Origin of the sequence: Streptococcus infantis, assembly GCF_047463655.1 — a bacterium.
In the GTDB taxonomy this organism is placed as follows: domain Bacteria; phylum Bacillota; class Bacilli; order Lactobacillales; family Streptococcaceae; genus Streptococcus; species Streptococcus infantis_Z.
This window is the reverse complement of record NZ_JASHDM010000013.1, coordinates 1-25,748: the sequence shown is the minus strand read 5'-3', so window position 1 is coordinate 25,748 and position 25,748 is coordinate 1. Positions and strand designations below refer to the sequence as shown.

Annotated in this window: 39 protein-coding genes; 4 read left to right on the top strand and 35 right to left on the bottom strand. The window is 40.7% G+C overall.

What is annotated here, in order from left to right:
- Window positions 1-13 precede the first annotated feature (13 nt).
- The 33 genes from rplR to QM877_RS08320 form a co-directional block, all read right to left on the bottom strand.
- A complete protein-coding gene (gene rplR, locus QM877_RS08480) occupies window positions 14-370 on the bottom strand; it encodes a 50S ribosomal protein L18 (RefSeq protein ID WP_000624044.1) in 357 nt (118 codons plus the stop codon).
- An 83-nt stretch (window positions 371-453) separates the two neighbouring features.
- Window positions 454-990, bottom strand: coding sequence for a 50S ribosomal protein L6 (rplF, locus tag QM877_RS08475; protein WP_000086625.1), 537 nt, complete (start codon window positions 988-990; stop codon window positions 454-456).
- 187 nt (window positions 991-1,177) lie between these two features.
- The gene (gene rpsH / locus QM877_RS08470) at window positions 1,178-1,576 is read right to left on the bottom strand and encodes a 30S ribosomal protein S8 (RefSeq protein WP_000245504.1); all 399 of its coding nucleotides are present in this window, start codon (window positions 1,574-1,576) and stop codon (window positions 1,178-1,180) included.
- A gap of 283 nt (window positions 1,577-1,859) precedes the next feature.
- The gene (locus tag QM877_RS08465) at window positions 1,860-2,045 is read right to left on the bottom strand and encodes a type Z 30S ribosomal protein S14 (protein ID WP_001085699.1); all 186 of its coding nucleotides are present in this window, start codon (window positions 2,043-2,045) and stop codon (window positions 1,860-1,862) included.
- 17 nt (window positions 2,046-2,062) lie between these two features.
- On the bottom strand, window positions 2,063-2,605 hold the full coding sequence (gene rplE / locus QM877_RS08460; RefSeq protein ID WP_000013542.1) for a 50S ribosomal protein L5: 543 nt from the start codon (window positions 2,603-2,605) through the stop codon (window positions 2,063-2,065).
- Between the two features lie 23 nt (window positions 2,606-2,628).
- Entirely contained in the window at window positions 2,629-2,934 is a 306-nt protein-coding gene (gene rplX, locus QM877_RS08455) for a 50S ribosomal protein L24 (RefSeq protein WP_000497691.1), read from the bottom strand.
- A gap of 83 nt (window positions 2,935-3,017) precedes the next feature.
- The gene (gene rplN, locus QM877_RS08450; RefSeq protein ID WP_000616548.1) at window positions 3,018-3,386 is read right to left on the bottom strand and encodes a 50S ribosomal protein L14; all 369 of its coding nucleotides are present in this window, start codon (window positions 3,384-3,386) and stop codon (window positions 3,018-3,020) included.
- Between the two features lie 25 nt (window positions 3,387-3,411).
- Window positions 3,412-3,672: a 30S ribosomal protein S17 gene (rpsQ, locus tag QM877_RS08445; RefSeq protein WP_000440801.1), complete on the bottom strand. Its 261-nt coding sequence runs from the start codon at window positions 3,670-3,672 to the stop codon at window positions 3,412-3,414.
- Between the two features lie 24 nt (window positions 3,673-3,696).
- Complete coding sequence (gene rpmC, locus QM877_RS08440) at window positions 3,697-3,903, bottom strand: 50S ribosomal protein L29 (protein WP_000772918.1); 207 nt, start codon at window positions 3,901-3,903, stop codon at window positions 3,697-3,699.
- Between the two features lie 9 nt (window positions 3,904-3,912).
- Window positions 3,913-4,326, bottom strand: coding sequence for a 50S ribosomal protein L16 (gene rplP, locus QM877_RS08435; RefSeq protein WP_000960948.1), 414 nt, complete (start codon window positions 4,324-4,326; stop codon window positions 3,913-3,915).
- 3 nt (window positions 4,327-4,329) lie between these two features.
- Window positions 4,330-4,983, bottom strand: a complete 654-nt coding sequence (gene rpsC, locus QM877_RS08430) for a 30S ribosomal protein S3 (RefSeq protein ID WP_000529936.1) — start codon at window positions 4,981-4,983, stop codon at window positions 4,330-4,332.
- Window positions 4,984-4,995: 12 nt separating this feature from the next.
- The gene (gene rplV, locus QM877_RS08425) at window positions 4,996-5,340 is read right to left on the bottom strand and encodes a 50S ribosomal protein L22 (protein ID WP_000818137.1); all 345 of its coding nucleotides are present in this window, start codon (window positions 5,338-5,340) and stop codon (window positions 4,996-4,998) included.
- 11 nt (window positions 5,341-5,351) lie between these two features.
- Entirely contained in the window at window positions 5,352-5,633 is a 282-nt protein-coding gene (rpsS, locus tag QM877_RS08420) for a 30S ribosomal protein S19 (protein ID WP_000533766.1), read from the bottom strand.
- Between the two features lie 104 nt (window positions 5,634-5,737).
- A complete protein-coding gene (gene rplB, locus QM877_RS08415) occupies window positions 5,738-6,571 on the bottom strand; it encodes a 50S ribosomal protein L2 (RefSeq protein WP_000512914.1) in 834 nt (277 codons plus the stop codon).
- A gap of 17 nt (window positions 6,572-6,588) precedes the next feature.
- Window positions 6,589-6,885: a 50S ribosomal protein L23 gene (locus tag QM877_RS08410; RefSeq protein WP_001055347.1), complete on the bottom strand. Its 297-nt coding sequence runs from the start codon at window positions 6,883-6,885 to the stop codon at window positions 6,589-6,591.
- Window positions 6,885-7,508: a 50S ribosomal protein L4 gene (rplD, locus tag QM877_RS08405; RefSeq protein ID WP_000024549.1), complete on the bottom strand. Its 624-nt coding sequence runs from the start codon at window positions 7,506-7,508 to the stop codon at window positions 6,885-6,887. Before rplD ends, QM877_RS08410 begins: the two co-directional genes overlap by 1 nt.
- Window positions 7,509-7,532: 24 nt before the next feature.
- A complete protein-coding gene (gene rplC, locus QM877_RS08400) occupies window positions 7,533-8,159 on the bottom strand; it encodes a 50S ribosomal protein L3 (protein ID WP_414318145.1) in 627 nt (208 codons plus the stop codon).
- A gap of 82 nt (window positions 8,160-8,241) precedes the next feature.
- Window positions 8,242-8,550, bottom strand: a complete 309-nt coding sequence (gene rpsJ / locus QM877_RS08395; protein ID WP_001284513.1) for a 30S ribosomal protein S10 — start codon at window positions 8,548-8,550, stop codon at window positions 8,242-8,244.
- Window positions 8,551-8,814: 264 nt separating this feature from the next.
- Window positions 8,815-9,438 carry a uridine kinase family protein gene (locus QM877_RS08390; protein WP_414318144.1) on the bottom strand — a complete coding sequence of 208 codons (624 nt, stop codon included), beginning with the start codon at window positions 9,436-9,438 and terminating at the stop codon, window positions 8,815-8,817.
- Entirely contained in the window at window positions 9,435-10,031 is a 597-nt protein-coding gene (nrdG, locus tag QM877_RS08385; RefSeq protein ID WP_414318143.1) for an anaerobic ribonucleoside-triphosphate reductase activating protein, read from the bottom strand. Before nrdG ends, QM877_RS08390 begins: the two co-directional genes overlap by 4 nt.
- Before the next feature lie 5 nt (window positions 10,032-10,036).
- A complete protein-coding gene (locus QM877_RS08380) occupies window positions 10,037-10,537 on the bottom strand; it encodes a GNAT family N-acetyltransferase (protein ID WP_414318142.1) in 501 nt (166 codons plus the stop codon).
- A 37-nt stretch (window positions 10,538-10,574) separates the two neighbouring features.
- Window positions 10,575-10,715, bottom strand: a complete 141-nt coding sequence (locus tag QM877_RS08375) for a hypothetical protein (RefSeq protein WP_000521611.1) — start codon at window positions 10,713-10,715, stop codon at window positions 10,575-10,577.
- 11 nt (window positions 10,716-10,726) lie between these two features.
- Window positions 10,727-12,934 carry an anaerobic ribonucleoside-triphosphate reductase gene (gene nrdD / locus QM877_RS08370; protein WP_414318141.1) on the bottom strand — a complete coding sequence of 736 codons (2,208 nt, stop codon included), beginning with the start codon at window positions 12,932-12,934 and terminating at the stop codon, window positions 10,727-10,729.
- Window positions 12,935-13,052: 118 nt separating this feature from the next.
- Window positions 13,053-14,606 (bottom strand): damage-inducible protein CinA, encoded by a 1,554-nt coding sequence (locus QM877_RS08365; protein ID WP_414318140.1) that lies wholly within the window; start codon window positions 14,604-14,606, stop codon window positions 13,053-13,055.
- Window positions 14,607-14,650: 44 nt separating this feature from the next.
- On the bottom strand, window positions 14,651-14,785 hold the full coding sequence (locus QM877_RS08360) for a hypothetical protein (RefSeq protein ID WP_265586415.1): 135 nt from the start codon (window positions 14,783-14,785) through the stop codon (window positions 14,651-14,653).
- 86 nt (window positions 14,786-14,871) lie between these two features.
- Window positions 14,872-16,788, bottom strand: coding sequence for a tRNA uridine-5-carboxymethylaminomethyl(34) synthesis enzyme MnmG (gene mnmG / locus QM877_RS08355; protein ID WP_315640160.1), 1,917 nt, complete (start codon window positions 16,786-16,788; stop codon window positions 14,872-14,874).
- Window positions 16,778-17,206 (bottom strand): NUDIX hydrolase, encoded by a 429-nt coding sequence (locus tag QM877_RS08350; protein WP_414318139.1) that lies wholly within the window; start codon window positions 17,204-17,206, stop codon window positions 16,778-16,780. Before QM877_RS08350 ends, mnmG begins: the two co-directional genes overlap by 11 nt.
- Window positions 17,207-17,217: 11 nt before the next feature.
- A complete protein-coding gene (locus tag QM877_RS08345) occupies window positions 17,218-17,673 on the bottom strand; it encodes an NUDIX hydrolase (RefSeq protein WP_414318138.1) in 456 nt (151 codons plus the stop codon).
- 139 nt (window positions 17,674-17,812) lie between these two features.
- Window positions 17,813-18,934, bottom strand: a complete 1,122-nt coding sequence (mnmA, locus tag QM877_RS08340; protein ID WP_414318137.1) for a tRNA 2-thiouridine(34) synthase MnmA — start codon at window positions 18,932-18,934, stop codon at window positions 17,813-17,815.
- Between the two features lie 156 nt (window positions 18,935-19,090).
- Entirely contained in the window at window positions 19,091-19,306 is a 216-nt protein-coding gene (locus tag QM877_RS08335; RefSeq protein ID WP_414318136.1) for a hypothetical protein, read from the bottom strand.
- A gap of 48 nt (window positions 19,307-19,354) precedes the next feature.
- Window positions 19,355-19,567 (bottom strand): hypothetical protein, encoded by a 213-nt coding sequence (locus tag QM877_RS08330; protein ID WP_414318156.1) that lies wholly within the window; start codon window positions 19,565-19,567, stop codon window positions 19,355-19,357.
- 30 nt (window positions 19,568-19,597) lie between these two features.
- Window positions 19,598-19,789 (bottom strand): hypothetical protein, encoded by a 192-nt coding sequence (locus tag QM877_RS08325; RefSeq protein ID WP_020899980.1) that lies wholly within the window; start codon window positions 19,787-19,789, stop codon window positions 19,598-19,600.
- A 280-nt stretch (window positions 19,790-20,069) separates the two neighbouring features.
- Window positions 20,070-20,816 carry a hypothetical protein gene (locus tag QM877_RS08320; RefSeq protein ID WP_414318135.1) on the bottom strand — a complete coding sequence of 249 codons (747 nt, stop codon included), beginning with the start codon at window positions 20,814-20,816 and terminating at the stop codon, window positions 20,070-20,072.
- Window positions 20,817-20,971: 155 nt separating this feature from the next.
- On the opposite strand from QM877_RS08320, the gene QM877_RS08315 reads away from it, so the two are divergent.
- Complete coding sequence (locus QM877_RS08315; RefSeq protein ID WP_414318134.1) at window positions 20,972-21,835, top strand: helix-turn-helix domain-containing protein; 864 nt, start codon at window positions 20,972-20,974, stop codon at window positions 21,833-21,835.
- 51 nt (window positions 21,836-21,886) lie between these two features.
- On the opposite strand, the gene QM877_RS08310 is transcribed toward QM877_RS08315, so the two are convergent.
- Window positions 21,887-22,513, bottom strand: a complete 627-nt coding sequence (locus tag QM877_RS08310) for a LysM peptidoglycan-binding domain-containing protein (RefSeq protein ID WP_414318133.1) — start codon at window positions 22,511-22,513, stop codon at window positions 21,887-21,889.
- Between the two features lie 241 nt (window positions 22,514-22,754).
- Between QM877_RS08310 and sdaAB the strand changes: the two genes are divergently transcribed.
- From sdaAB to QM877_RS08295, 3 genes are read left to right on the top strand one after another with little or no spacing between them, the layout of a single operon-like run.
- Window positions 22,755-23,426 (top strand): L-serine ammonia-lyase, iron-sulfur-dependent subunit beta, encoded by a 672-nt coding sequence (gene sdaAB / locus QM877_RS08305; protein WP_001191178.1) that lies wholly within the window; start codon window positions 22,755-22,757, stop codon window positions 23,424-23,426.
- 8 nt (window positions 23,427-23,434) lie between these two features.
- Window positions 23,435-24,307 carry an L-serine ammonia-lyase, iron-sulfur-dependent, subunit alpha gene (sdaAA, locus tag QM877_RS08300; RefSeq protein ID WP_414318132.1) on the top strand — a complete coding sequence of 291 codons (873 nt, stop codon included), beginning with the start codon at window positions 23,435-23,437 and terminating at the stop codon, window positions 24,305-24,307.
- Between the two features lie 23 nt (window positions 24,308-24,330).
- The gene (locus QM877_RS08295) at window positions 24,331-24,972 is read left to right on the top strand and encodes an HAD hydrolase-like protein (RefSeq protein WP_414318131.1); all 642 of its coding nucleotides are present in this window, start codon (window positions 24,331-24,333) and stop codon (window positions 24,970-24,972) included.
- An 86-nt stretch (window positions 24,973-25,058) separates the two neighbouring features.
- Here QM877_RS08295 and QM877_RS08290 read toward each other — a convergent pair whose 3' ends face one another.
- Window positions 25,059-25,475, bottom strand: coding sequence for a DUF805 domain-containing protein (locus QM877_RS08290; protein WP_414318130.1), 417 nt, complete (start codon window positions 25,473-25,475; stop codon window positions 25,059-25,061).
- Window positions 25,476-25,748: the final 273 nt, after the last annotated feature.

Genomic DNA, 25,748 nt, shown 5'->3' with positions numbered 1-25,748 from the left:
TAGTGTCCTCCTATTAGAATTTCAATCCGTTTTCACGAGCTGCATCAGCCAAAGCTTTCACACGTCCGTGATATAGATATCCACCGCGGTCGAACACCACTTCTGAAATACCTTTAGCGTTTGCACGTTCTGCAACGAGTTTACCGACAGCAACGGCTTGTTCAGTTTTTGTTCCTTTTGAAACTTCTTTGTCAAGAGTTGAAGCACTTGCGAGCGTTACACCCGCTACGTCATCAATAACTTGAGCGTAGATGCCTGTATTAGAACGGAATACGTTCAAACGTGGGCGATCAGCAGTTCCAGAGAGCTTTCCGCGAACGCGACGGTGGCGTTTTTGGCGGAGTTTGTTTTTATCTGGTTTAGAAATCACAGTTTTCACCTCTTTAGTTTTAAATCGTGTGCTATGCACAAAGTTGGAAATGATATTGGTGGCTGAAAATCAACCACTCAATATTATTTACCTGTTTTACCTTCTTTAAGACGAACATATTCGCCAACGTAACGGATACCTTTACCTTTGTATGGTTCTGGTGAACGAAGGCTACGTACGTAAGCAGCTGTTTGACCAACTACTTCTTTTGAAATTCCGCTAACAACGATTGTTGTTGGGTTTGGAAGTTCAAAAGTAATTCCTTCTGGAGCTTCAACTTCGTCTGGATGTGATTTACCAACAGCCAAAACAAGTTTTGATCCTTGAAGTTGTGCACGGTAACCAACCCCACGCATTTCAAGTTGTTTCTTGAATCCTTCTGATACACCAATAACCATGTTGTTCAAAAGAGCACGAGTAGTTCCGTGGATAGTTTTCATTTCTTTTGAATCGTTTGGACGGTGAAGAGTTACTTCAGTACCTTCCACACGAATTTCAATATCTTTTGAGAACTCACGAGTAAGTTCTCCTTTAGGTCCTTTTACAGTTACAACGTTGTCATTGTTAGTGATTTCAACACCAGCAGGCAACACAATAACTTTATTACCAATACGTGACATGTTTTTATTCTCCTGTTAAATTGTCAGGCCAGAACGGCCAGTTTTCACGGGGTTAAATCGATTTCTCGATTTAAAGGAACATTTAGGTTTCAATTTCAAAGTGAATCTAGGCATCGTCTCGCAGGCATAACTTTGGGTTAGGCTAGAGACGATAACGAAGAGTCACAAAGAAATTGGGAGCTAAATATTACCAAACGTAAGCGATAACTTCTCCACCAACGTTCTTTTGGCGTGCTTCTTTATCAGTAAGCAAACCTTCAGAAGTTGAAAGGATAGCAATTCCAAGACCGTTAAGTACTTTTGGAAGGTCTTCACGTTTTTTGTAGACACGAAGTCCTGGTTTAGAAACACGTTTCAAGTTTGTGATAACTTTTTCACCGTTTGGTCCGTATTTAAGGAATACACGGATGATGCCTTGTTTGTCATCTTCGATGATTTCTACGTTCTTAACAAAACCTTCGCGTTTAAGGATTTCAGCAATCCCTTTTTTGATGTTTGATGCAGGTACTTCAAGTACTTCGTGTTTTGCTTGGTTAGCGTTACGAATACGAGTTAGGAAGTCTGCGATTGGGTCAGTCATAACCATTTTATTTTTCTCCTCTTACTAGTAGTTTGCAAGTTGCACTTGCTAGTTAATACATGATACAAAGAGCGTAACAGCAAGAGCAAAAATAGGCAATTTGATGCAGGAGCGATGCTCCAAAGCAAATTGATCTTTTTTGCCAAAGCTGTAGCTCGTGTTCAAATTGGCAAGCCCAACTGAACCCGGGCTAAACTCTGTGTGAAAAAGATAAACTTTTCTAGAAACTAAAGTTTCTTCGTCAAGTTTCCTATTTCACTTGGAGTTTTGACGCCCTTGATATCTTAAATTACCAAGATGCTTTTGTTACACCAGGGATTTGACCTTTATATGCCAATTCACGGAAGCAAACACGGCAAAGTTTAAACTTGCGGTAAACTGAGTGTGGACGTCCACAACGTTCACAGCGAGTGTATGCTTGAGTAGAGAACTTCGCTGGGCGTTTGTTCTTAGCAATCATAGATTTTTTAGCCATTAGTTATACCTCCTATATTATTTTGCAAAAGGCATTCCAAGGCCTGTAAGCAATGCACGTGACTCTTCGTCAGTGTTAGCAGTAGTTACGATAACGATGTCAAGACCACGAGTTTTGTCAACGTCATCAAAGTTGATTTCTGGGAAGATCAATTGTTCTTTCACACCAAGTGTGTAGTTTCCGCGTCCATCAAATGATTTTGTTGGAACACCGTGGAAGTCACGCACACGTGGAAGTGAAACTGAAACCAATTTATCCAAGAATTCGTACATACGTTCACCACGAAGGGTAACTTTTGCACCGATCGCTACACCTTCACGAAGACGGAAGCCGGCGATTGATTTTTTAGCTTTAGTGATAAGTGGTTTTTGACCTGAGATAAGTGCCAATTCTTCAGCAGCTTTTTCAAGGCTTTTAGCGTTTGATACAGCTTCACCAACACCCATGTTCAAAACGATCTTATCTACTTTAGGCACAGCCATCACTGATGAGTAGTTGAATTGTTCTGTCAAAGCAGGAACTACTTCATTAAGATATTTTTCTTTTAAACGATTTGCCATTATACTTCTCCTTTCCTTCGTGATTAATCAAGCACTTCGCCTGATTTTTTGTTGTAGCGAACTTTTTTACCGTCTACAAATTTGTAACCAACACGACCAGCTACACCGTTTTTGTCCAAAACTTGAACGTTTGATACGTGGATAGCTGCTTCCTTCTCGATGATACCACCTTGAGGAAGTTCGTTAGTTGGACGTTGGTGTTTCTTAACGATGTTAACACCTTCAACGATAACTTTGTTTACTTTTGGAAGGGCAGTAAGGACAACAGCTTCTGTTCCCTTATCTTTACCAGCGATTACGCGAACTTTGTCGCCTTTTTTTACAAACATTTTTTTCTCCTTTTATTCTTACGCCCAATGGGCACCCTGGCTAAGCCAGGGGACTGTATTTGTTTGTTTTTGCTCTGTGAAAATTAAAGTACTTCTGGAGCAAGTGACACGATCTTCATGAAGCCACCTTCACGCAATTCACGTGCAACTGGGCCAAAGATACGTGTTCCGCGAGGAGTTTTATCTTCACGGATGATAACTGCTGCGTTTTCGTCAAATTTGATGTATGAACCATCAGCACGACGAGCACCTGATTTAGTACGAACGATAACTGCTTTAACAACGTCACCTTTTTTAACCGCACCACCAGGAGTAGCTTGTTTTACAGATGCCACAATAACATCACCGATGTTCGCAAATTTACGTTTAGAACCACCAAGAACTTTGATAGTCAAGATTTCGCGTGCACCGCTGTTGTCTGCGACTTTCAAACGAGTTTCTGTTTGAATCATTTCAGTTTTCTCCTTTCAGGTTTGATTAGATGATAACCGCTTCTTCAACGACTTCTACAAGACGGAAACGTTTTGTAGCTGAAAGCGGACGAGTTTCCATGATACGTACGATATCGCCTTCTTTGGCAACATTGTTTTCATCATGTGCTTTGTATTTTTTAGAGTAGTTAATACGTTTACCATAGACTGGGTGGTTACGTTTTGTTTCAACTACAACTGTGATTGTCTTGTCCATTTTGTCAGATACAACACGTCCAACAAGAACTTTACGATTATTGCGTTCCATTGAAATTTCTCCTTCCCTAGTCTATTATTTCGCTTCAGATTGAACTGTTTTGATACGAGCGATTTGTTTTTTAACTTCTTTCAAGCGAGCTGTTTGTTCTAATTGACCAGTAGCAGCTTGGAAACGAAGTTCAAACAATTCTTTTTTCAATTCGTTTTCGCGCTTCGCGAGTTCTTCTTGAGAAAGACCACGAAGTTCTTTAACAAATTCTTTTACTTCATTAAGTTTCATGCCTTCTCCTTATTCTGCTTCACGTTTTACGAATTTACATTTAACTGGCAATTTGTGGCTTGCAAGACGAAGCGCTTCGCGAGCGATCTCTTCAGATACACCAGCAACTTCAAACATTACTTTACCACGTTTAACTGGTGCTACCCAACCTTCAGGTGCCCCTTTACCAGATCCCATACGAACCCCGATAGCTTTAGCTGTGTATGATTTGTGTGGGAAGATTTTAATCCAAACTTTACCACCACGTTTCATGTAACGAGTCATGGCGATACGAGCAGCTTCGATTTGGCGGTTAGTGATCCAGTGGCTAGTTGTAGCTTGAAGACCGTATTCACCGAATGCTACTTCTTTTCCACCTTTAGCTTCACCGCGCATTTTACCACGGAATTCACGACGGTGTTTAACACGTTTAGGTACTAACATTGGTTATTTACCTCCTTTAGTGTTTTTACGAGCTGGAAGAACTTCACCACGGTAGATCCATACTTTAACACCAAGTTTACCGTATGTAGTGTCTGCTTCTTCCCAAGCGTAATCGATATCTGCACGAAGTGTGTGAAGTGGAACAGTTCCTTCAGAGTATCCTTCAGCACGGGCGATATCTGCACCGTTCAAACGACCTGATACTTGAGTTTTAATTCCTTTAGCTCCAGCACGCATAGCACGTTGGATTGCTTGTTTTTGTGCACGACGGAAAGCAACACGTTGCTCCAATTGACGAGCAATTCCTTCACCAACAAGGTGAGCATCCAAATCAGGTTGTTTGATTTCGATGATGTTGATGTGTACTTGTTTTCCAGTCAATTTGTTAAGTTTAGCACGGAGTGCATCAACGTTAGCACCACCTTTACCGATAACCATACCTGGTTTAGCAGTGTGAAGTGAAACGTTAACTTTGTTTACTGCGCGTTCAATTTCAATAGTTGAAACAGCTGCGTCAGCAAGTTCTTTTTGAACGAATTTACGGATTGCAAGATCTTCATGAAGGTAATCCGCGTATTCTTTTTCAGCATACCATTTGGCATCCCAATCACGGATGATGCCGACACGCATACCAATTGGATGTACTTTTTGACCCACGATTTTACCTCCTTATTTTTCTGCAACAGCTACAGTGATGTGAGCTGTACGTTTGTTGATTGGTGAAGCTGAACCTTTCGCACGTGGACGGAAACGTTTCATAGTTGGTCCTTCGTTTGCGAATGCTTCAGATACTACCAAGTTAGCTTTATCCAAACCAAAGTTGTTTTCAGCGTTAGCTACAGCTGAGTTCAAAACTTTCAAGATGATTTCAGCAGCTTTGTTTGGAGTGAATGTCAAAATTGCGATTGCATCGGCTACGCTTTTACCACGGATGTTGTCAAGAACAAGACGTGATTTGCGAGGTGAAACACGTACTGTGCGAGCCATTGCTTTAGCTGAAGTAATTTCTGCCATTTATGTTCTCCTTATTTTCTACGTGTCTTCTTGTCGTCTGCGGCGTGACCTTTGTAAGTACGAGTTGGTGCGAATTCACCAAGTTTGTGACCTACCATGTCTTCTTGGATGTAAACAGGTACGTGTTTACGTCCATCATAAACTGCGATAGTGTAACCAATGAAACTTGGGAAGATCGTTGAACGACGTGACCAAGTTTTGATAACTTTTTTCTTTTCGTCGTTAGCTTGAGCTTCAACTTTTTTCATCAAATGCTCATCGACGAAAGGTCCTTTTTTAAGACTGCGTCCCATTTTTATATTTTCTCCTTTAAATTTTGTACCACAGCGGCTTGCGCTCACAAGGAGCGCTACCGAGCTGGCGGAATTTCCTAGTTGCTTAAGCGACTAGTTTTAAATTATTTCTCGTTGCGACGACGAACGATAAGTTTGTCAGATTTCGCTTTCTTGTTACGAGTTTTAAGACCAAGAGCAGGTTTGCCCCATGGAGTAGATGGTGCTTTACGACCAACTGGCGCTTTACCTTCACCACCACCGTGTGGGTGATCGTTAGGGTTCATTACAGAACCACGAACTGTTGGGCGGATACCTTTCCAACGGCTACGTCCTGCTTTACCAAGGTTTACAAGTCCATGTTGTTCGTTTCCGACAACACCAACTGTAGCACGACAAGTTCCAAGAATCATACGAACTTCGCCTGATTGAAGACGAACAAGAACGTATTTACCTTCTTGTCCCAATACTTGAGCAGAAGCTCCAGCAGCACGAACCAATTCACCACCACGACCTGGTTTCAACTCAATGTTGTGAACCAAAGTACCAACTGGGATGTTAGCAAGTGGAAGAGCGTTACCTACTTTGATATCTGCTTCAGGACCTGAAACGATACGTTGACCAACTTCAAGACCTTTTGGAGCGATGATGTATGCTTTCACACCGTCAGTGTAGTGTACAAGAGCGATGTTTGCAGAACGGTTTGGATCGTACTCGATAGTTTTAACAACTGCTTCAACGTTATCTTTGTTACGTTTAAAGTCAACCAAACGGTAGAAACGTTTGTGTCCACCACCTTGGTGACGAACTGTGATACGACCGTTGTTGTTACGACCAGCCTTGTTCTTCAAAGCAACAAGCAAAGTTTTTTCTGGTGTGCTTGTTGTGATTTCAGCGAAATCCAAAGAAGTCATATTACGGCGACCGTTTGTTGTTGGTTTATAAACACGAATTCCCACGATATTTCCTCCTTAGATTATTCAGCTTCAGCAGCAAACAACTCGATTGCTTTTGAATCAGCTGTAAGTGTGATGATAGCTTTTTTAGTTTTGTTAGTAAAACCAGTGTAACGTCCAACACGTTTAGCTTTAGGTTTTACGTTGATTGTGTTAACATTTGCAACTTTAACACCTTCGAAAGCAGCTTCAACAGCTTGCTTGATCAAAAGTTTGTGCGCACGAGTGTCAACTTCAAATACATATTTGCCTGCTTCAAGTTGAGCCATTGAGCTTTCAGTGATAACAGGTTTTTTGATAACATCATACAAATTCATTATGCAAGAACCTCCTCGATTTTAGAGATAGCTGCTTGAGTAACAAGAAGTTTGTCACTATTTGCGATGTCAAGAACACTTGCAGTTGTAGCAGTCGCAACTTTCACGTTTGGAAGGTTACGAGCTGAAAGAGCTGCGAATTCGTTTCCTTCTTCAAGAATAACAAGGACTTTAGAATCGATGCTCAAAGCTGCAAGAACTTTTGCAAATTCAGCAGTTTTTGGAGCTGTAAATTCAAGAGAATCAACGGCTACAAATTTGTTTTCAGCAACTTTTTCTGAGTAAACAGATTTTAGTGCAAGGCGACGAACTTTTTGAGGAAGTTTGTACGCATAGCTACGTGGAGTTGGTCCGAAGACGATTCCACCACCACGCCATTGTGGAGAGCGGATAGAACCTTGACGAGCACGTCCAGTTCCTTTTTGACGCCATGGTTTGCGTCCGCCACCTGAAACGGCTGAACGGTTTTTAACAGCGTGAGTTCCTTGACGAAGGCTAGCACGTTGGCTGATGATGACATCAAACACAACAGATTGGTTTGGTTCGATACCAAAGATTGCATCGTTAAGAACAACTTCGCCCGCTTGTTTACCAGTTTGGTCGAATAATGTTACATTTGCCATTTTGACTGTATTCCCCTTCCCTTATTATTTACCAGCTTTAACTGCTGATTTGATAGTGATAAGAGATTTCTTAGCACCTGGTACGTTACCTTTGATAAGGATAACGTTCTTTTCTGGAACAACTTGTACAACTTCAAGGTTTTGAATTGTTACACGGTCGCCACCCATACGTCCTGCAAGGTTTTTACCTTTGAATACGCGGTTAGGTGCAACAGGTCCCATAGAACCTGGACGACGGTGGTAACGAGAACCGTGAGCCATAGGTCCACGTGATTGTCCGTGGCGTTTGATAACACCTTGGAAACCTTTACCTTTAGAAGTACCAGTTACGTCAACAACATCTCCAGCTGCGAAAGTTTCAACTGTGATTTCAGCACCAACTTCCAAGCCTTCAACGTTTTTGAATTCACGAATGAAGCGCTTAGGAGTCGTGTTAGCTTTTGCTACATGTCCTTTAGCAGGTTTGTTGCTCAATACTTCGCGTTTGTCATCGAAACCAACTTGGATAGCGTTGTATCCGTCTGTTTCAACAGTTTTAACTTGAAGAACAACGTTTGGAGTTGCTTCAATAACTGTTACAGGGATCAATTCGCCAGCTTCAGTGAAGATTTGAGTCATTCCCACTTTTTTCCCTAAGATTCCTTTTGTCATGAGAAAATAGTTCCTTTTCTATATTTTTTATTCAAAAAGTTTTTAACGAGCGTTTTTTATGCTCAAGTTATCAAGCTTTAAATTAAAGTTTGATTTCTACGTTTACACCACTTGGAAGATCCAATTTCATCAAAGCGTCAACTGTTTTTTGAGTTGGGTTAACGATATCGATCAAACGTTTGTGTGTACGCATTTCAAATTGTTCGCGAGAGTCTTTGTATTTGTGAGTCGCACGAATGATTGTGTAGAGGCTACGCTCAGTTGGAAGTGGGATTGGACCCGCAACTTGTGCACCTGTACGAGTAGCTGATTCTACGATTTTTGCAGCCGCTGTGTCAAGCGTACGGTGTTCGTAAGCTTTCAAACGGATACGGATTTTTTTGTTTGCCATCTTTTTCTCCTTTTCGTCTATTTAAGATAATAGGCTAGCTCCACAAGAAAACCGACGCGAGTTGCGTGGCAATGCAACCGAGCGTGTCGCAACCTCTTGCATCAAAGCTAAAGCTGTAATTTACAGCACCATAATAGAATAACACAAAGCCCCTGCGATTGCAAGGGATTTGACAGGTTTTTTTAAATTTTTTAGATGAAACTGTTTTCTTATTCCATTTTAATAAATTTTCATATTTAAGTGCTAGATTATCTGTCTTTTCTTCTATATAATGTTAGTTTTAATTTGAAATTTATCATCTGATTGATCTACCAAGATATCCGCTCTTGTCTCGGTTTCTTTATAGTATTGTAGATACTGCTCTCGTCTCATCTGCTGACTAGCCAATATAAAGGATGCATCACGATTTCTCACAGTCGTATCTCGAGCTAGTCGCCTCTTTAATTCGGTCTCCTCATCTGTGTAGAAACAAATGGTTTTGTCAAAAAGTTCCTTGGGTAAAAAACCCACAGACATCCCTTCGACAATCAAAATCGTTTTTTCTCCAGATAAGATCTCACTAGCCTTCCAAGGTTCTTCTATTGTCAAGACATCCATACCCGCCTGTAGAGCAAGAATATCTCTTTGTAAACTTGCCAGCTCATGTGCTACCGGTAAACATGCTGTCACCTTTTGGTCTGGTGTCTCTTTAGGTACCACTAAATGTCGTCCCGAAGTAATGTAGGGATCTGTCTCTAGTAAATTTACCTTTTCAGCATCCAATACTTGGTACAATTCTTGAGCAAAAGTTGATTTTCCTGAAGCGCCGTGACCGTAGATACCCAGTGTTTTTACTTTTCCCAACTCTATTTCTGATACTAGTCTTTCTATTAACTCTTTTTTCTTCATTCTCTCTTCACCTGTTCATAGCTTTCTTTTCCATCGTTAAGCTTGTCCCAAATGACTACCTGCCCACTTTGGAGAGACTTTTGCACATCGATAATCCGTTGGTTGGAAGAGCCACGGAACTGAAGCATGAGATTACGCTTACTTTTATCATAGCGACCATCTACCAGGATATCAATCAGGGATAAAAGTTCTAGTTTATCAGGCGTCTCCAACATCATTTCTTCCCAGGTGTATCCTGTCCAAGACCAGATGTCTTTTTCTGGCAATTCTTTCCGAATGCGTTTGACTAGTGGCAAAAGAATACCTGTATTGAGGAATGGCTCTCCTCCTAGCAAGGTTAAGCCTTGAACATAAGGCTGGGCTAAGTCTGCCATGATTTGTTCTTCCAACTCTGGCGTATAAGGAATTCCTGCATTGAAAGACCAGGTCGCTACATTGTAACAGCCCTCACAGTGAAACATGCAGCCGGCTACATAGAGAGAATTGCGCACCCCTTCTCCATCCACAAAGTTAAAAGCCTTATAGTCAATGATGCGCCCTTGACTAAGCTCCTCACTCTTCCACTCGCCTGGTTTTGGTGTATTCCATGTCATGCTTTCTACTCCAAGTCTATCCAATACCGCTCCGTTCCATTTCGAACATCCTCTAACTGCCCTCCATTAGCTAAGATAACAGCTCTGCTGGCAGGATTTTCCGCGCTACAATTCACCAGAGCACGATGGATGTTCTTTTCTTTAGCCACTTGTAGACCTTGACGGAGAGCTTCCTTGGCATATCCTTTGCCTCTTTCGGAAGGGCGGATAGAATAGCCAATATGGCCAGCATAATTCAGTAAACCCTCATTCAGTCTCAATCGTAAATTTAAAAAACCTAAAGCACGGCCTGATTCATCAAACAAAACGAACTGAATTGATGGAACGCGATTTTCCAGCAATCCTATTCCCATTTCTTTATTTCGGCCAGTTTCTAGCCAGTCCTCGTAAGAGAAATTCTCAATATCCCAAAATCCGCCATTGTGGGTCGATTGGGTCTCTTCAAACTCCTCTATCATATCTACAACAGCTTCCTTATCTGCCAATGTTGGTCTACGTAGTATCATCTTTACCTCCAACTATGAGAAAAGCGAGAGCGAACTCTCACTTTTTCTTATTCTTATTTAAAAATTGCTCTCTTAGGCTAGCCACTCGGTCTTTTTTATTAACTCCACCCTTTGAATGTTTTTCGTGGAATCGTTGAACCAAGGCCTTTCCCTTATCATCTAATTGATATTTTCCCATTCTATCTCTTTCTAATTTCTTACTTCATGTCCTGCTGTTTTAATAGTTGAACCGTTCATATGTTTGACACGCGCAGCAATTTCCTTGTGGCGTCCATTAACCATCGGACGCGCTTGTGGGTTTCCAAGATAGCCACAGGTCCGTTTAACAACGTCTACTGTTTTTGGATCACTATTGCCGCAGTTAGGACACGCAAATCCTCTCTCAGTTGGATCAAAGTCTCCTTCGAAATCACACTTGTAGCAACGATCAATCGGAGTATTAGTTCCTAGATAACCTACTCGATCATAAGCATAGTCCCAAACAGCTTCCAAGGCCTTTGGATTTTGTTGAAGAACAGGATACTCACAGTAGTGGATAAAGCCACCTGATGCTCCCGCTTCTGGATAAACCTTCTCGAAATCCAATTTTTCAAAAGGAGTTGGATTTTTACGGACATCATAATGGAAGGAATTTGTGTAGTACTCTTTATCTGTGATGTCTGGAATAGAACCAAATTTCTCTGTATCCAAACGGCAGAAACGGTCTGTTAAACTTTCAGATGGTGTTGAATAAATAGAGAAGTGATAGCCATATTGGTCTGACCACTCTTCTACTCGATGTTTCATGTCTCGAATGATATCAAGGGTGAATTCTTTAGCTTCTGGATTGGTTTCCCAATTGTTGCCAAAGAATACTGTTGCCACCTCATAAAGTCCAATGTAGCCAAGCGAAACAGTAGCACGGCGATTCTTAAAGAGTTGATCAACACTTTCTTCTTTCCCAAGACGACGGCCAAAAGCTCCGTATTGATAAAGAATTGGTGCATTAGCTGGAGTGGCTTCCTTGGTTCTTTCCACACGATAAACTAGAGCATCTTCAGCAATATTCATACGCTCATTGAAAATTTCCCAGAACTTGTTTAGGTCGCCTTCAGACTCGAGGGCGATACGAGGAAGATTGACTGTTACCACACCTAGGTTCATACGACCAGAATTGACTTCAACTCCATTTTCATCCTTCCATCCTTGAAGGAATGAACGACATCCCATCGGAACCTTGAAAGAACCTGTCAACTCGATAATTTTATCGTAAGACAAAACATCTGGATACATGCGCTTAGTTGCACACTCAAGGGCCAACTGCTTGATATCGTAGTTAGGTGAGCCTTCCTCCAAGTTAAGTCCTCTTTTAAGAGTGAAGATGAGTTTAGGGAAGATAGCTGTGCGGTGTTCTGAACCTAACCCCTTGATTCTAATGTTCAGGATTGCCTTTTGAATTTCTCGTTCAAAACGATTGGTTCCTAGACCGAAACCAAGGGAAGTAAAGGGTGTTTGTCCATTTGATGTAAAGAGGGTATTAATCTCGTACTCTAGAGATTGCATGGCATCATAGATGTCTTTTTGGGTTTTCTTCCAGGCATATTCTTCGCGCTTGTCAGGCAGTACCCATTCCTCTGCATCTTTGAGGTGTTTTTGGTAATTTTTTTCTGCATAAGGAGCCAAGACTTCATCAATACGGTCTGCTGAACAGCCTCCATACTGACTTGATGCAACGTTGGCGATGATTTGCGATATCTGAGCAGTCGCAGTCTGAATAGACTTAGGACTCTCTACCTCAGCATTCCCAATCTTAAAACCATTTTCCAACATGCCCTTGAAATCAATCAGACAGCAGTTGGTCATCGGAGTGTAAGGGCTATAGTCCAAATCGTGATAGTGGATATCCCCTTTTTGGTGGGCATTAGCCACATGCTTAGGAAGCATTTGAAGACCGATTGATTTCCCAACAATCCCCGCCGTCAAATCACGCTGGGTATTAAAAACATCACTATCTTTATTAGCATTCTCATTGACAACTGCCTGGTCTTTGTTGAGAAGTTTATGGATACTGAAGTTGATATCTGTTGCTTTTGAGCGCTCAAAATCCCTTTGAGTTCGGTAAGTGATATATTCCTCTGCCAAGGCATATTCTTTAGCTTCCAATAACTCATGTTCTACGATATTTTGGATTTCATAGATTTTTACACCTTGAGGAAAGCGACTATGAATCTCTTCTACAATACGTTCAACTAGAGTATTAAGACGCTTTTCGACCAAGGGGGTTACATCCATGACTTTTTCCGCAGCCTTATGCAAGGCTTTGTCAATCTTATCTACATCAAAAATAACGCGTCTACCGTCGCGCTTTTCAACAAATAAGGTTGGATCTGGGTTTGTTTTCTCTTCCAATACAATCATATCCAGGCTCTTTTCTTAAATATTCTTTCTTAAAGTATTATATCACTATAAAAATAAAAATCAATATCTAGTATTAAAATTCATATTTTCATAAAATTTACACTAGATATTGATTGTTTTATTTTAATTTGTAAAGTTTAAAGTCTTTGAATTCACTTTGAACTGGTTGATAACTTTCTGCCAGAAGCTGTTCTACTTCCGTCCAGAGAGCTGTTTTGGTATTGACCACAATCACTTTAGGCTGATTATCACGTAAATCATTAACAAGTTTGCTACGATTTGCATCAAGGCCAGTATATAATTTTGGTGATAGCAACTGACTAGCTGCTAAACGTTCACTAGTCTTATAACCATTAGTAAGATCATCCCATATATAAATACGATCTGTTGCCTGTGTTTGTCCTTTAACCGTAGTTTCTATACGAGTTCGTTCTTGATATTGTTCTGAGTGAAGAACATAACGGGCTACCAGAGGAGCCAAAAATAGGTAGGCCAAAGCTAACACTGGCAAATAGACATTACCCTGAAGAAATATTGCCCATATTGAGGGTACTTCTCGATGTCTTCTACGGCGATTGGCTCCTTCTAATTCCCCAGTTCGAATGTGAGTCAATAGAAGAATGGACAAGAACGGAAGAAAAGTAGCTAGACGACTACCGTGAATCGGTTCTGTAGAGAAAATTTCCAATCCTAGTAACAATAGGATTGCTACTGAAGCAAAAATAGATAAGACATATTGCTTGCTTGGTTTAGACTGGAAAAGCCCTGTAAATACGAATCTTAATCCTCCAAGACCAATTGTTAATAATCCATAAAAAAGGAGGTTGTCCAGCAAGGCTGGATTGGACATAAACTTCAAACTATCTACTGGATAGAGAATTTGACTAATAGCATTCCCGAAACTCCCATTATAAGCCGTATAGTAACCAATTGGATAAAAGAAAAGTGAGAACCCAAGACCAGCTGCAAAGAATTGATAGAGTCCATGAATCAAGCGACCACGCCCGATATTAAAGGCTAACAAAGCAAAGAACAAGACCAGAGCATATAGAGCTGTAACTAGAGGGGCAAAGAAAAATGCTAGAGCCAGGCTAATCCCAATACGCACAAAACCTTTGTCATGATTATACTCTACCAAATACCTTGTTACTAAACTAAGAGCGTAAAATAGGAACGGAAGGGCCAAAATGGTGGCATAGCCACCGCCAAAGCTAAGTCCTCCAGCAAGAAGATAAAAGATGGTCAACACTTGTTGCGACTGCTTGTTCTCCTCCGTCAAGGTATAAGTTGAACGGAAAAGAAAAATCCCAGCACCCACTAGAGCAAGCCAAGTAAAGGCTGCAAACAAAATACTACCCTTGCTTAGATACTGTAAAAAGTAATAGAGAAGGCCACTCGTTCCAAAATAGTCTGTGTAGATATCTCCCCCCTGATGCATAGCCCATCCCATATAAAAATCTTGTGCCTGCTCTGGGCTAGTTAGTCCTAGCAAGAAAGGAAGAACTACAGATACAAGTACAACTAGAGTGCTCCAGATTAGGATCTTAAATAATGGTAAGGGAGCAAATGAACTTGGTTCATCCTCGAAGCGCTCCTCTCTTCCAACTAAATCATCCTGAATTCCCGTCCAAGATGGAGTTGGTTCCTCTTCTAATCTGCCATATACGTTCATTCATACTCTCCTATGTTTTAATTTGTTCTAGTATATCAAAAAGTCTAAAGCTTGTCAGCCTGTGGTGGCCATTTGTCTAACTTTTGACAGAGACTAGTGAAGCGCTCAATCTCATAAAAACGATGATAGGAAGCATTTTTATAGTGGTCTAAAAAATTTTTTTCTTCTACCGTCAGCATAATCATTACTCCTTTTCTCTTTATTCGAAAAAAGAAGAAAAATCTAAAAAAACTGAATTCCTAAAACAGAATTCAGCACTTTGTCTTTAGTCAGCCTTTTTTTCTAAGTTTTTAGAAATACTTCTGTTTTTACCTTCTAGATACACCATAAGAATGGAAATATCTGCTGGGTTTACACCTGAAATACGGCTAGCTTGGCCGATGGTTTCTGGATTGATGAGTTTGAACTTCTGACGAGCTTCAGTCGCGATAGAGTCAATATCATCCCAGTCGATGTTGGCTGGAATACGTTTTTCTTCCATACGTTTCATCTTGGCAACCTGATCCATGGCTTTTGAGATGTATCCTTCGTACTTGATTTCCGTTTCAATCAATTCGATAATTTTGTCATCCAACTCTTCAGCAGCAGGTCCGATAAAGGCCACCACATCTTGGTAAGAGACTTCTGGACGGCGGAGGAACTCCTTGGCAGTGACTGCATCAGTCAATGGTTTGAATCCCATCGCTTCGACCTTGGCGTTAGTTTCCTTGACCGGCTTGAGTTTGATGCTGTCTAGACGCTTCATCTCATTGTCAAATTGATTTTTCTTGATCTCAAAGCGTGCCCAACGTTCATCATCCACAAGACCAATCTCACGTCCCATCTCTGTCAAACGCATATCAGCGTTGTCATGACGGAGGATGAGACGGTATTCAGCACGACTGGTCAAGAGACGGTAGGGTTCAATAGTTCCCTTGGTCACCAAGTCATCAATCATCACCCCGATATAACCGTCACTGCGCTTCAAAATCAACTCAGGCTTGCCTTGGATTTTCAGAGCAGCATTGATACCAGCGATAATCCCTTGCCCAGCAGCTTCTTCGTAACCTGACGTTCCATTTGTCTGGCCAGCAGTGAAAAGTCCTGAGATTTTCTTGGTTTCCAGAGTTGCACGCAACTGATGAGGCAAGACCATGTCATACTCAATGGCATAACCTGTTCGCATCATCTCAGCATTTTCCAAACCTTTGATGGAATGAACTAGCTCACGTTGGACATCCTCAGGCAGACTGGTTGAAAGTCCTTGGACATAAACTTCCTCTGTATTGCGCCCTTCTGGCTCTAGGAAGAGTTGATGGCGTTCCTTGTCCGCAAAGCGCACAATCTTGTCCTCAATTGACGGACAGTAACGAGGACCCACTCCCTTGACCACACCTGTAAACATAGGCGCACGGTGGAGATTGTTTTGGATAATCTCATGACTGGTACCGTTGGTGTAGGTCAACCAGCATGGCACTTGGTCCTTGACATAGTCCTCATCACGTGAAGTATATGAGAAGTGATTAGGCGCTTCGTCTCCTGGTTGAATCTCTGTCACGTCGTAATTGATAGAAGAAGCCTTGACACGTGGAGGTGTCCCTGTCTTGAAACGACCAATTTCGAGTCCTAATTCCTTAAGGTTATCAGCAAGGTTAATCGAAGCTAGGCTATGGTTAGGACCTGACGAATACTTGAGGTCTCCGATGATGATTTCCCCACGAAGGGCTGTCCCTGTCGTCACAATAACAGCCTTGGCAGCATATTCTTGATGGGTAGCTGTACGCACACCGACAACCTTGCCATCTTCCACCAAAATCTCATCAATCATGGTTTGACGAAGGGTCAGATTCTCTTGATTTTCAACTGTCTTGCGCATTTCCTTAGAGTAAAGCTCTTTGTCAGCTTGCGCACGAAGGGCACGGACAGCTGGCCCCTTCCCTGTGTTGAGCATCTTCATCTGGATGTAAGTCTTGTCAATGGTTTTGGCCATCTCGCCACCTAGGGCATCGACTTCACGCACGACAATCCCTTTGGCAGAACCACCGATAGAGGGATTACAAGGCATGAAAGCCAGCATTTCAATGTTGATGGTCGCAAGCAAGACCTTACAGCCCATACGGCTGGCAGCCAAGGAAGCCTCAACCCCAGCGTGTCCCGCACCAATTACAATAATATCGTATTCTTCCGTAAAATTATAAGTCATTTCTTAACCTTTCAAAAATTTCTCGCAAATAAGGAACTAACTTCTCCTCCTCTAGAGCTTGATCCATGGTAACCCATTTAAAATGCGTATGCTCTTCAGGATCTAATCTGATAATTGGCTTCTCCCCAACCCACTCTGCTTTATAAACTAAGCGAGTAAAGACAGTATCCTTAGAGGTATCCAGTTGACTATCTTCGTGAAGAAGTTTGAGCGAACTGCTGTCTAGCCTAACTCCCGCTTCTTCAATACATTCTCTAAGAGCTCCATCTCGCGGAAGTTCACCCTTTTCAACCCCGCCACCAGGAATATCCCAGTAAGTCGGATAAACGTTGGGTTGTCCTCTTTTAATTTCCGAACGCTGAATGAGTAAATAATCACCACCACTATGAACAAGTACATGGGCAATAAGCTTAACCATCCTTTTCTCTCCTATTCCTCAAGATGAATGTGTCTTAATTGGTCATCCCAATCTGGCAGGGCTGTTTTTAAAAAGGCTGGAACTAGATTGATACCCTTAAGCTTGTCTAAGTCAATCCACTCACAAGGCTGCAGTTTCTCATCTTCCTGCATGGTCAATGGAGCTTCTTCAAGTAAATTCACCAGGTAATGAAACTCGATGTTGTGATAGGAAACTCCGTCTTCTTTAAAACGATTTTCAACCACAAAAGCTAGCTGCCCAGCTTGAACTTTGACACCCAGTTCTTCCCTCACTTCACGGACTACCGCGTCTTCCGTGCTTTCATTGACTTGAATCGCGCCGCCAATAGTATAATACTTGCCCTTGTCTTTGGTAACTAGGAGCTTGCGATTTTGAAGAATCAAGGCTGTCGCCCGAACGCCAAAAACTGTGTTCCCCACCTTTGTCCGAAAGTCTTGTTGAGTCATTTTTACCCTTTCCCTTAAACGACACAAAAACAGTCAAAACTCCAAAGAAGTGCAGGACAAAAAGCCTGCAACATCCATGAGCTTTGACCATCATTTCTATTGCTTTTATTATTGTAGCAAAATGAGAAAATTTGTCAATCTAAATGTACTGACAAACCTTGCCATCACGGTAGGCATTGTCAATCAAACCGCCACCAAGACATTCTTCACCATCGTAAAAGACAACTGCCTGTCCTGGTGTGATTGCGCGTTGCGGTTCCGCGAAAATGACCTCTGCCTTGTCTCCTTTGACATGTACTGTCACCTTAGAATCAGGCTGACGGTAGCGGAATTTAGCCGTACATTCGAGCGTAAATTCCTCTGGCATGTCACGAGTAAAATGGACTTGACTAGCCTCAAGACTGGTTGACATAAGTGAATCATGGTAAAATCCTTGGCCCACATAGAGGATATTTTGGCTCAAATCTTTTCCGACAACAAACCAAGGGGCATTATCACCACCGTGTTGACCACCGATACCAAGTCCTCCACGCTGACCGATCGTATAATACATCAGTCCTGCATGCTCACCCATATCGCGACCATCTACAGTCATCATGCGACCAGGCTGAGCTGGCAGGTAGTTGCTGAGGAAGTTTTTAAAGTTCTTTTCCCCGATAAAGCAAATCCCTGTCGAGTCTTTCTTCTTAGCAGTCGCCAGACCTGCTTCTTCTGCGAGTTTGCGAACTTCAGGCTTTTCCAAATGTCCCAATGGGAACATGGTTTTTTGAAGTTGTTCTTGCGAAAGTTGGCTGAGAAAATAGGTTTGGTCCTTGCCATTGTCCACACCACGAAGCATGTGAACAGTGCCATCCTCATCACGCGCTACTCGAGCATAATGCCCCGTCGCTACATAGTCTGCACCCAAGGTCATGGCATAATCCAAAAAGGCCTTGAACTTGATTTCCTTGTTACACATAACGTCTGGATTTGGCGTACGTCCTGCACGGTATTCCGCTAGGAAATACTCAAAAACGCGGTCCCAGTACTCTTTTTCAAAATTGACAGAGTAGTAAGGAATGCCAATCTGGTCTGCCACCGCAGCCACATCCTTGTAATCTTCGGTCGCCGTACAGACGCCGTTTTCGTCTGTGTCGTCCCAGTTCTTCATGAAGATACCGATCACATCGTAGCCCTGCTCCTTGAGCAAAAGAGCCGTCACTGACGAATCAACACCACCACTCATCCCCACGACAACACGTATTTTAGAGTTATCACTCATGGTAAGTCTCCCATCTATTCGTTTATTCACGATTGAAGGTCGTGTGTGCTTCACGATTGAAGGTCGCTTGAGCAGTATTCATTATAACATGCTTGGTTGGAGAAGACAAGAAAGAGGCTGATAATCTACCAAGCTCTGATTTTATTGATAAAAACTTTAGTCATCATCGTCTCTATAAAAATATTTTCTATACACTCTTGATAATACCAAAATTAATGCCAATATCATACCAAGAGCTATAATGATAGAATTTATTAGATTTATTTTAGTATATCCAATCACTAGTCCAATAATTGGACTAGTAGACATGCTTAGATATAATAAAAATGAAAAAAAATGAATCTCACCAATTCCTGCAAAAAAATGTTTCATTTTAAATATCCCAATTTTATCTTTCGTCTTTATAATCCTCTAGCAAATCTATTGACTTCTCTTTTTTTTGAAAAATCTTGACAGCAAATTTACTCCACTTAATGCCACTAAAATTTCAAGGGGCAAAAAATAGTAATCCCATATCAAATGAGAAATCAGCAATGATAAAAATAGTATACAATCAAAAGAAGTATTCTTAAAATATTCTGTACTTACATAATACAGAAATGCTACAAGCACTGAAATTAAAATAACCATTATAATACTATTATCCTATCCTTTTCACTAACGCTACTTCCAAAATTTAATTTTTTTATGACTTAGTAACGCAATTCCAATTAGCAATACACCTAAAATAAATAAAAATATCTCCCAAAATTTATTCTCAGTTTTAATGAAAGGTATAAGATACATACTAACCAATATGAAACTTACTCCTAAAAGGGCAGAGACCACTCTGACTTTATCACTTAGTTTAAACATATTTGATTCCCCATAAAATAAGCAGTGACTACGTTTACTGTAGCATTTCCCCGTAATAAAGAACTTCTTTATGTAGAGATAATTTCCCATCAAGACACCTCATTTCTTCTTACTCAATAGCAACATCATTATTTGGTGATATGAGTTTCATGAGATGTCTCCTCTTTAACGTTGCATGGTTAGGATAGTTCTCTAATCAGTAATCGTCGACTGCGTTTAAAGCACTTTGTTACCTAGATAAGATATCCTTTCACTATTTGATTTTAAAGAGAACTAAGATTTAATCATATCTATCACACTTCTTATTTTTAAATAATTCATACTCTTTTTCTCTGATAAAGGGAAGTGAAAAATTAGAAAAAATTAGTAGAATTGAAAACAGATATTCGTCTTTTGGTATCACTAAAACATAACCTAAAAATACATAGACCATCAAATCTAGTACAAAAAGAGAAAATATCCTCCTTTTCATTGCCTTACTTGTCTTAAAGATTCTGTTTAATAGAACCTTTATCGTAGTATCTACACACATTTTTATCAAAAAGATAAGAGTCAGTACATGATCATCAACTGTACCATGAAGAATAAATGGAAATATAGTTACTATAAAACTAGAAATCTCTAAATATTTTATCCAAGGAGATTGAGACATCTTACTTTTAAACTGACTGATTTTCCTATATTCACTAGCTAATCTAGTATCAAAATCTTTACCAATTATATTAAAGATTAAGAACTCCAGGATAAAAATACTGATTAATACGATATAAATAGAAACCTTTCCTGGGAAATATTTATTGATTAAAATCGGGAAACTCATTAACAGAACCGAATTTATGGCTAGACAGATAGATACTATTTTATTTTTCACAGAATATAGAGGTAGTGATACTATTGAATAGAGAAATGCTAAAAAAATAAGCAAGAAATACTCAGTACTGCTAATTAACGGCGCCCTTAATGATAAAAATAGATAGGCACCCCACACGATGATATGCGCTTTACGAATTGACTCTACACTACTCATCCTTTTCCTCTTATCTTTGGTTCCATTTTTAAACTATGTCAACCTTTTTCACAACTTTATTTCGACTTTCTTTTTTACTTTTTACATTGCTATGATACAATATTTTTAACAAAATTTTATTGTTTGTTAACTTTTTTCACGAAAAGGAGAACATTATGCGTTATGATTTCGGAAAGGTCTATAAAGAAATACGCGAGTCAAAAGGATTGACCCAAGAAGAGGTCTGTGGAAATGTCATCTCAAGAACCAGCCTATCAAAGATTGAAAGCGGCAAGGCAACTCCCAAATATGAAAATATGGAATTTCTTCTCCGTCAAATCAATATGAGTTTTGAAGAGTTTGACTACATCTGCCATCTCTATCAACCGAGCCAACGAACAGAAATCATGCAAACTTATCTCAATATGACTTCTATCATTGGCAGTAGTAGTCTAGTTAATTTTTTTGAAACATGCCAAGACTATCTCAAGACCCACTACGACCTGCCTATAGAAGAAATAAGGGATATGCTAGAAATTGTCATTCATATCCGTCAACATGGTACAGAGCAACTGTCAGACCAAGTAAAACAGACTATCACAAAACTTTGGGAAAAAATTGAAAAACAAGATACATGGTATGAGAGTGACCTGAAAATCCTCAATACCATTCTTTTCAGTTTTCCCATTGAACACCTCCATCTCATCACTGGAAAAATATTGCAACGCTTGGAAGTCTATAAAAACTATCAACATTTATATGAATTACGAGTGGCAATCCTACTCAATCTGTCCACCATCTACTTGTACAATCAAGATAAAAATACCTGTCAACAAATCTGCTACACCTTACTAGAGGACGCTAAGAAAAAGAAAAGATACGATATTTTGGCAATCACTTATGTTCGAATAGGTATTTGCACTGGTAATAATCATCTTATTCAAAAGGGCTTCTCCCTTATGGAGTTAACTGATGAAACCTCAATGCTATCTCACCTCAAAAAGGAAGTAGAGACCTGTTATCAAGCAAAGGAAATATAAAAAAGTCGAGGAAATCCCTCGACTTTTGCATCTTATTTTGTTCGTCAGTTCTTAGTACCAACCGTTGTTAAGCCAGAAGTTCTTAGCTGCAGTCCATGAACCGTAACGTCCTGCAACGTAGGCATCTGCTACACGTTCTTGGTTTTCAGCTGAGTAGTCACCGTTCAAATATGAATCTGTCAATTGGTAACGTCCGATGTAACGTCCGTTTGTAGCTGTGTAGCTACCGCCTGATTCTTTTTGAGCGATCCATTCTTTAGCTTCTGCTTCAGATCCGCTTACAGTTGAAGTTGATGATGAAGTTTCTGTTGTAGCAACAGTTTCTTCTGCTACAGTTACGCTTGCTGCTGGTGCTTCATAAGTTGTTGTTTCAGTAGCTGCAAGTGCTGCTACTGGAGCTTCTGCTGTCGCAGCTGAAGTAGTTGAAGTTGCTGGTGCTTCACCATCAATAACCAATACTTGGTCTACATAGATCAAATGAATATCTTTAATCTTATTTTTTTCTGCCAATTTTTCAACAGTTGTATTGTATTTTTCAGCGATTCCTGATAGAGTGTCACCTGATTTTACTGTGTAAGTTGTTGTTTCTTGTGCAAAAGTAAGTGATGGTGCAAGGAAAGCAAGCGCTGCTGCTACTCCTACAAGTCCTGTTTTAATTTTGTTAGTTGTTGATTTCATATTAAAAGATTCTCCTTCTTTCTTATATTTCCATCATACCCTACTATTATTACTGTTTCTTGACGGTTTTATGTAGAAATGTTACAAGACTATGTTTTATTTCACTTAAATAGCCTCTTTTTGTTACAAAAGGCTTGATTTTATAGGCTTTATGGGGATTTTAGATATTTTATCATGGAATTGAGCGCTTGTATCTAATCTTTGATATAATAGAGTTAAGAATCTTTTTAAGGGGAAACAGATGCAATCACTTCGTTTTCAATCTGTCTTTGATATCATTGGCCCAGTCATGATTGGCCCATCTAGTAGTCACACGGCAGGAGCTGTTCGTATCGGTAAAATCGTCTCTTCTATCTTTGACGATACTCCAACCGAGGTCGAGTTCCAGCTTTTTAATTCTTTTGCAAAAACCTATCGAGGGCACGGAACTGATCTCGCCCTTGTCGCTGGAATCCTGGGAATGGACACAGATGATCCAGAAATTCCAAATAGTTTAGAAATTGCCCATAAGCGTGGAATCAAAATCGTTTGGACCATCCAGAAAGACAGTAACGCTCCTCACCCAAATACTACGAAAATCACTGTTAAGAATGAGCACAAGACCATCAGTGTGACAGGAATTTCAATCGGTGGTGGAAATATCCAGGTAACAGAGCTCAATGGCTTTGCCGTATCCCTCAACATGAACACCCCTACCATTATCATCGTTCATCAGGATGTTCCTGGTATGATCGCTCACGTAACAGAGGCCCTCTCTCGCTTTGACATTAACATCGCCCAAATGAATGTAACCCGAGAAAAAGCTGGTGAGAAAGCCATTATGATTATCGAAGTTGATAGTCGCAACTGTGACGAATCTATCGAAGAGATTCGTAAAATTCCTCATTTGCATAATGTCAATTTCTTTCAATAGGAGAAAATATGTTTTACTCTATCAAAGAATTAGTCGAACAAGCCGAACTTGATTTTCAAGGCAATGTTGCTGAGCTCATGATTACGACCGAGTTTGAGCTAACAGGTCGTGAACGTGAAGAAGTTCTCCTTCTCATGGAGCGCAACCTTGAAGTCATGAAAGCTTCAGTTGAGCTTGGTCTTAGTGAAAAAAAATCTCGTAGCGGTTTGACAGGTGGAGATGCTGCCAAGCTTGACCACTACATCAAAAAAGGAAAGACCCTATCAGACTTCACTGTCTTGTCTGCAGCCCGTAATGCTATCGCCGTTAATGAACACAATGCCAAGATGGGACTGGTCTGTGCAACACCTACTGCTGGTAGTGCAGGCTGCCTTCCAGCCGTTCTCACTGCTGCTATTGAAAAGTTGGATTTAACCCATGAGCAACAACTAGACTTTCTCTTTGCTGCTGGCGCTTTCGGGCTCATCATTGCTAACAACGCTTCTATCTCAGGAGCTGAAGGAGGCTGCCAAGCAGAGGTTGGCTCTGCTTCTGCCATGAGCGCCGCTGCTCTGACCTTAGCTGCTGGAGGAAGTCCCTATCAAGCTAGTCAGGCCTTGGCTTTTGTCATTAAAAATATGCTCGGTCTCATTTGCGACCCTGTTGCAGGCTTGGTTGAAGTTCCTTGCGTCAAGCGTAACGCTATGGGAGCAAGCTTTGCCTTTATCGCAGCCGATATGGCCCTAGCTGGTATTGAATCCAAAATTCCAGTTGATGAGGTCATTGACGCCATGTATCAAGTAGGTTCTAGCCTACCAACTGCCTTCCGTGAAACTGCTGAGGGAGGCCTCGCTGCCACACCGACAGGCCGTCGCCTTCAAAAAGAAATCTTCGGCGAATAATTTCAAAATAACTAGGAGAGTATATGTCATCAATTTCTGCTATTTTTTTCGATTTAGATGGAACACTCGTGGACAGTTCTATCGGCATTCACAATGGTTTCACCTATACCTTTGAGCAACTGGGAGTGACAAGTCCGGATGCCAAGACTATTCGTGGTTTTATGGGTCCTCCGCTAGAAACCAGCTTTGCCACTTGCTTACCAACTGAGCAGATTGAGCAAGCTATCCAGCTTTATCGCTCCTACTATAAGGAAAAGGGTGTTTACGAAGCCCAACTCTTTCCACATATCAAAGATTTACTCGTAGAACTAGCTGAGCATTATCCTCTCTATATCACTACTACGAAGAATACACCAACCGCAGTTGACATGACTAGCAATTTTGGGATTGACCACTTCTTTGATGGCATTTATGGTTCAAGCCCTCAAGCCCTACACAAGGCAGATGTCATCCGTCAAGCTTTGACAACTCATAACTTGGAGCCAGAAAAAGTTGTTATTATCGGAGATACCAAGTTTGATATGATTGGCGCCCAAGAAACTGGCATTAAAAAATTAGCGGTTACTTGGGGATTTGGCGATGAAACGGAGCTCATGACCTATCATCCTGACTGGATTGCTCACCAGCCGGCAGACATTTTACAGCATCTACAATTAAAACGTTAAACAAAAGACTCCCAGCCTAAAAGTTAGGTTTGGGAGCTTTTTGTCTGATCTTAATGAGGAGAATGACATTCCCCGTACTCGTCCAATTATTCAAAAGGGGAAACTTCTTCGCTTTCAACTTCTTTAGGTCTATTGATTGTTACTATTTCTACTTCCTTACTTGGCATGGCTAGCAGAACTAATAGAGCAAAACGTCCGACCATTGGAACAAAGTGAAGGAAGATAAAGGCCCAGTGGAAACCTCCATCACGCAAACGGCGAATCTTTAACGCTAAAGTAGGCAACAAAAGGAGTAGAGCCAAAATGGCATAAATACTGACAACCAATATAACTAAAGTAAAGTTCCGAGCAGGACCTTGGTTTATATCTTCATTGAAGATAAGGATATACAGGGGTAGGAACAAGATATGATTCATCAGCCAAACCCACCAATACTCTGGACGTGTTGAGCGTCCTACAAAATCTACATAACCTTTTAAAAAATTTATATAAGCCCTAAACAAGATATTTCTCCTTTTTAACAACTGTATACTATAAAGCAGCCTCATTGTTCTAAAACACTCCCAAATCTATTTTTAGATATGGGAGTGTTAGATATTTGCTTAACAATATAAAGAAAACTCTAAAACAGTTTCACTTGTAAAAAAACAGGCTCTATAATTTCTGTAGTGGGTAAAACCACCATAGGAATTATGGAGCCTATTTTGTTGTAGAAAAAAAGTCCCATAAGACCTATAATGAAAAGCGACCAAACCATCATTAGAAAGAATCTTATG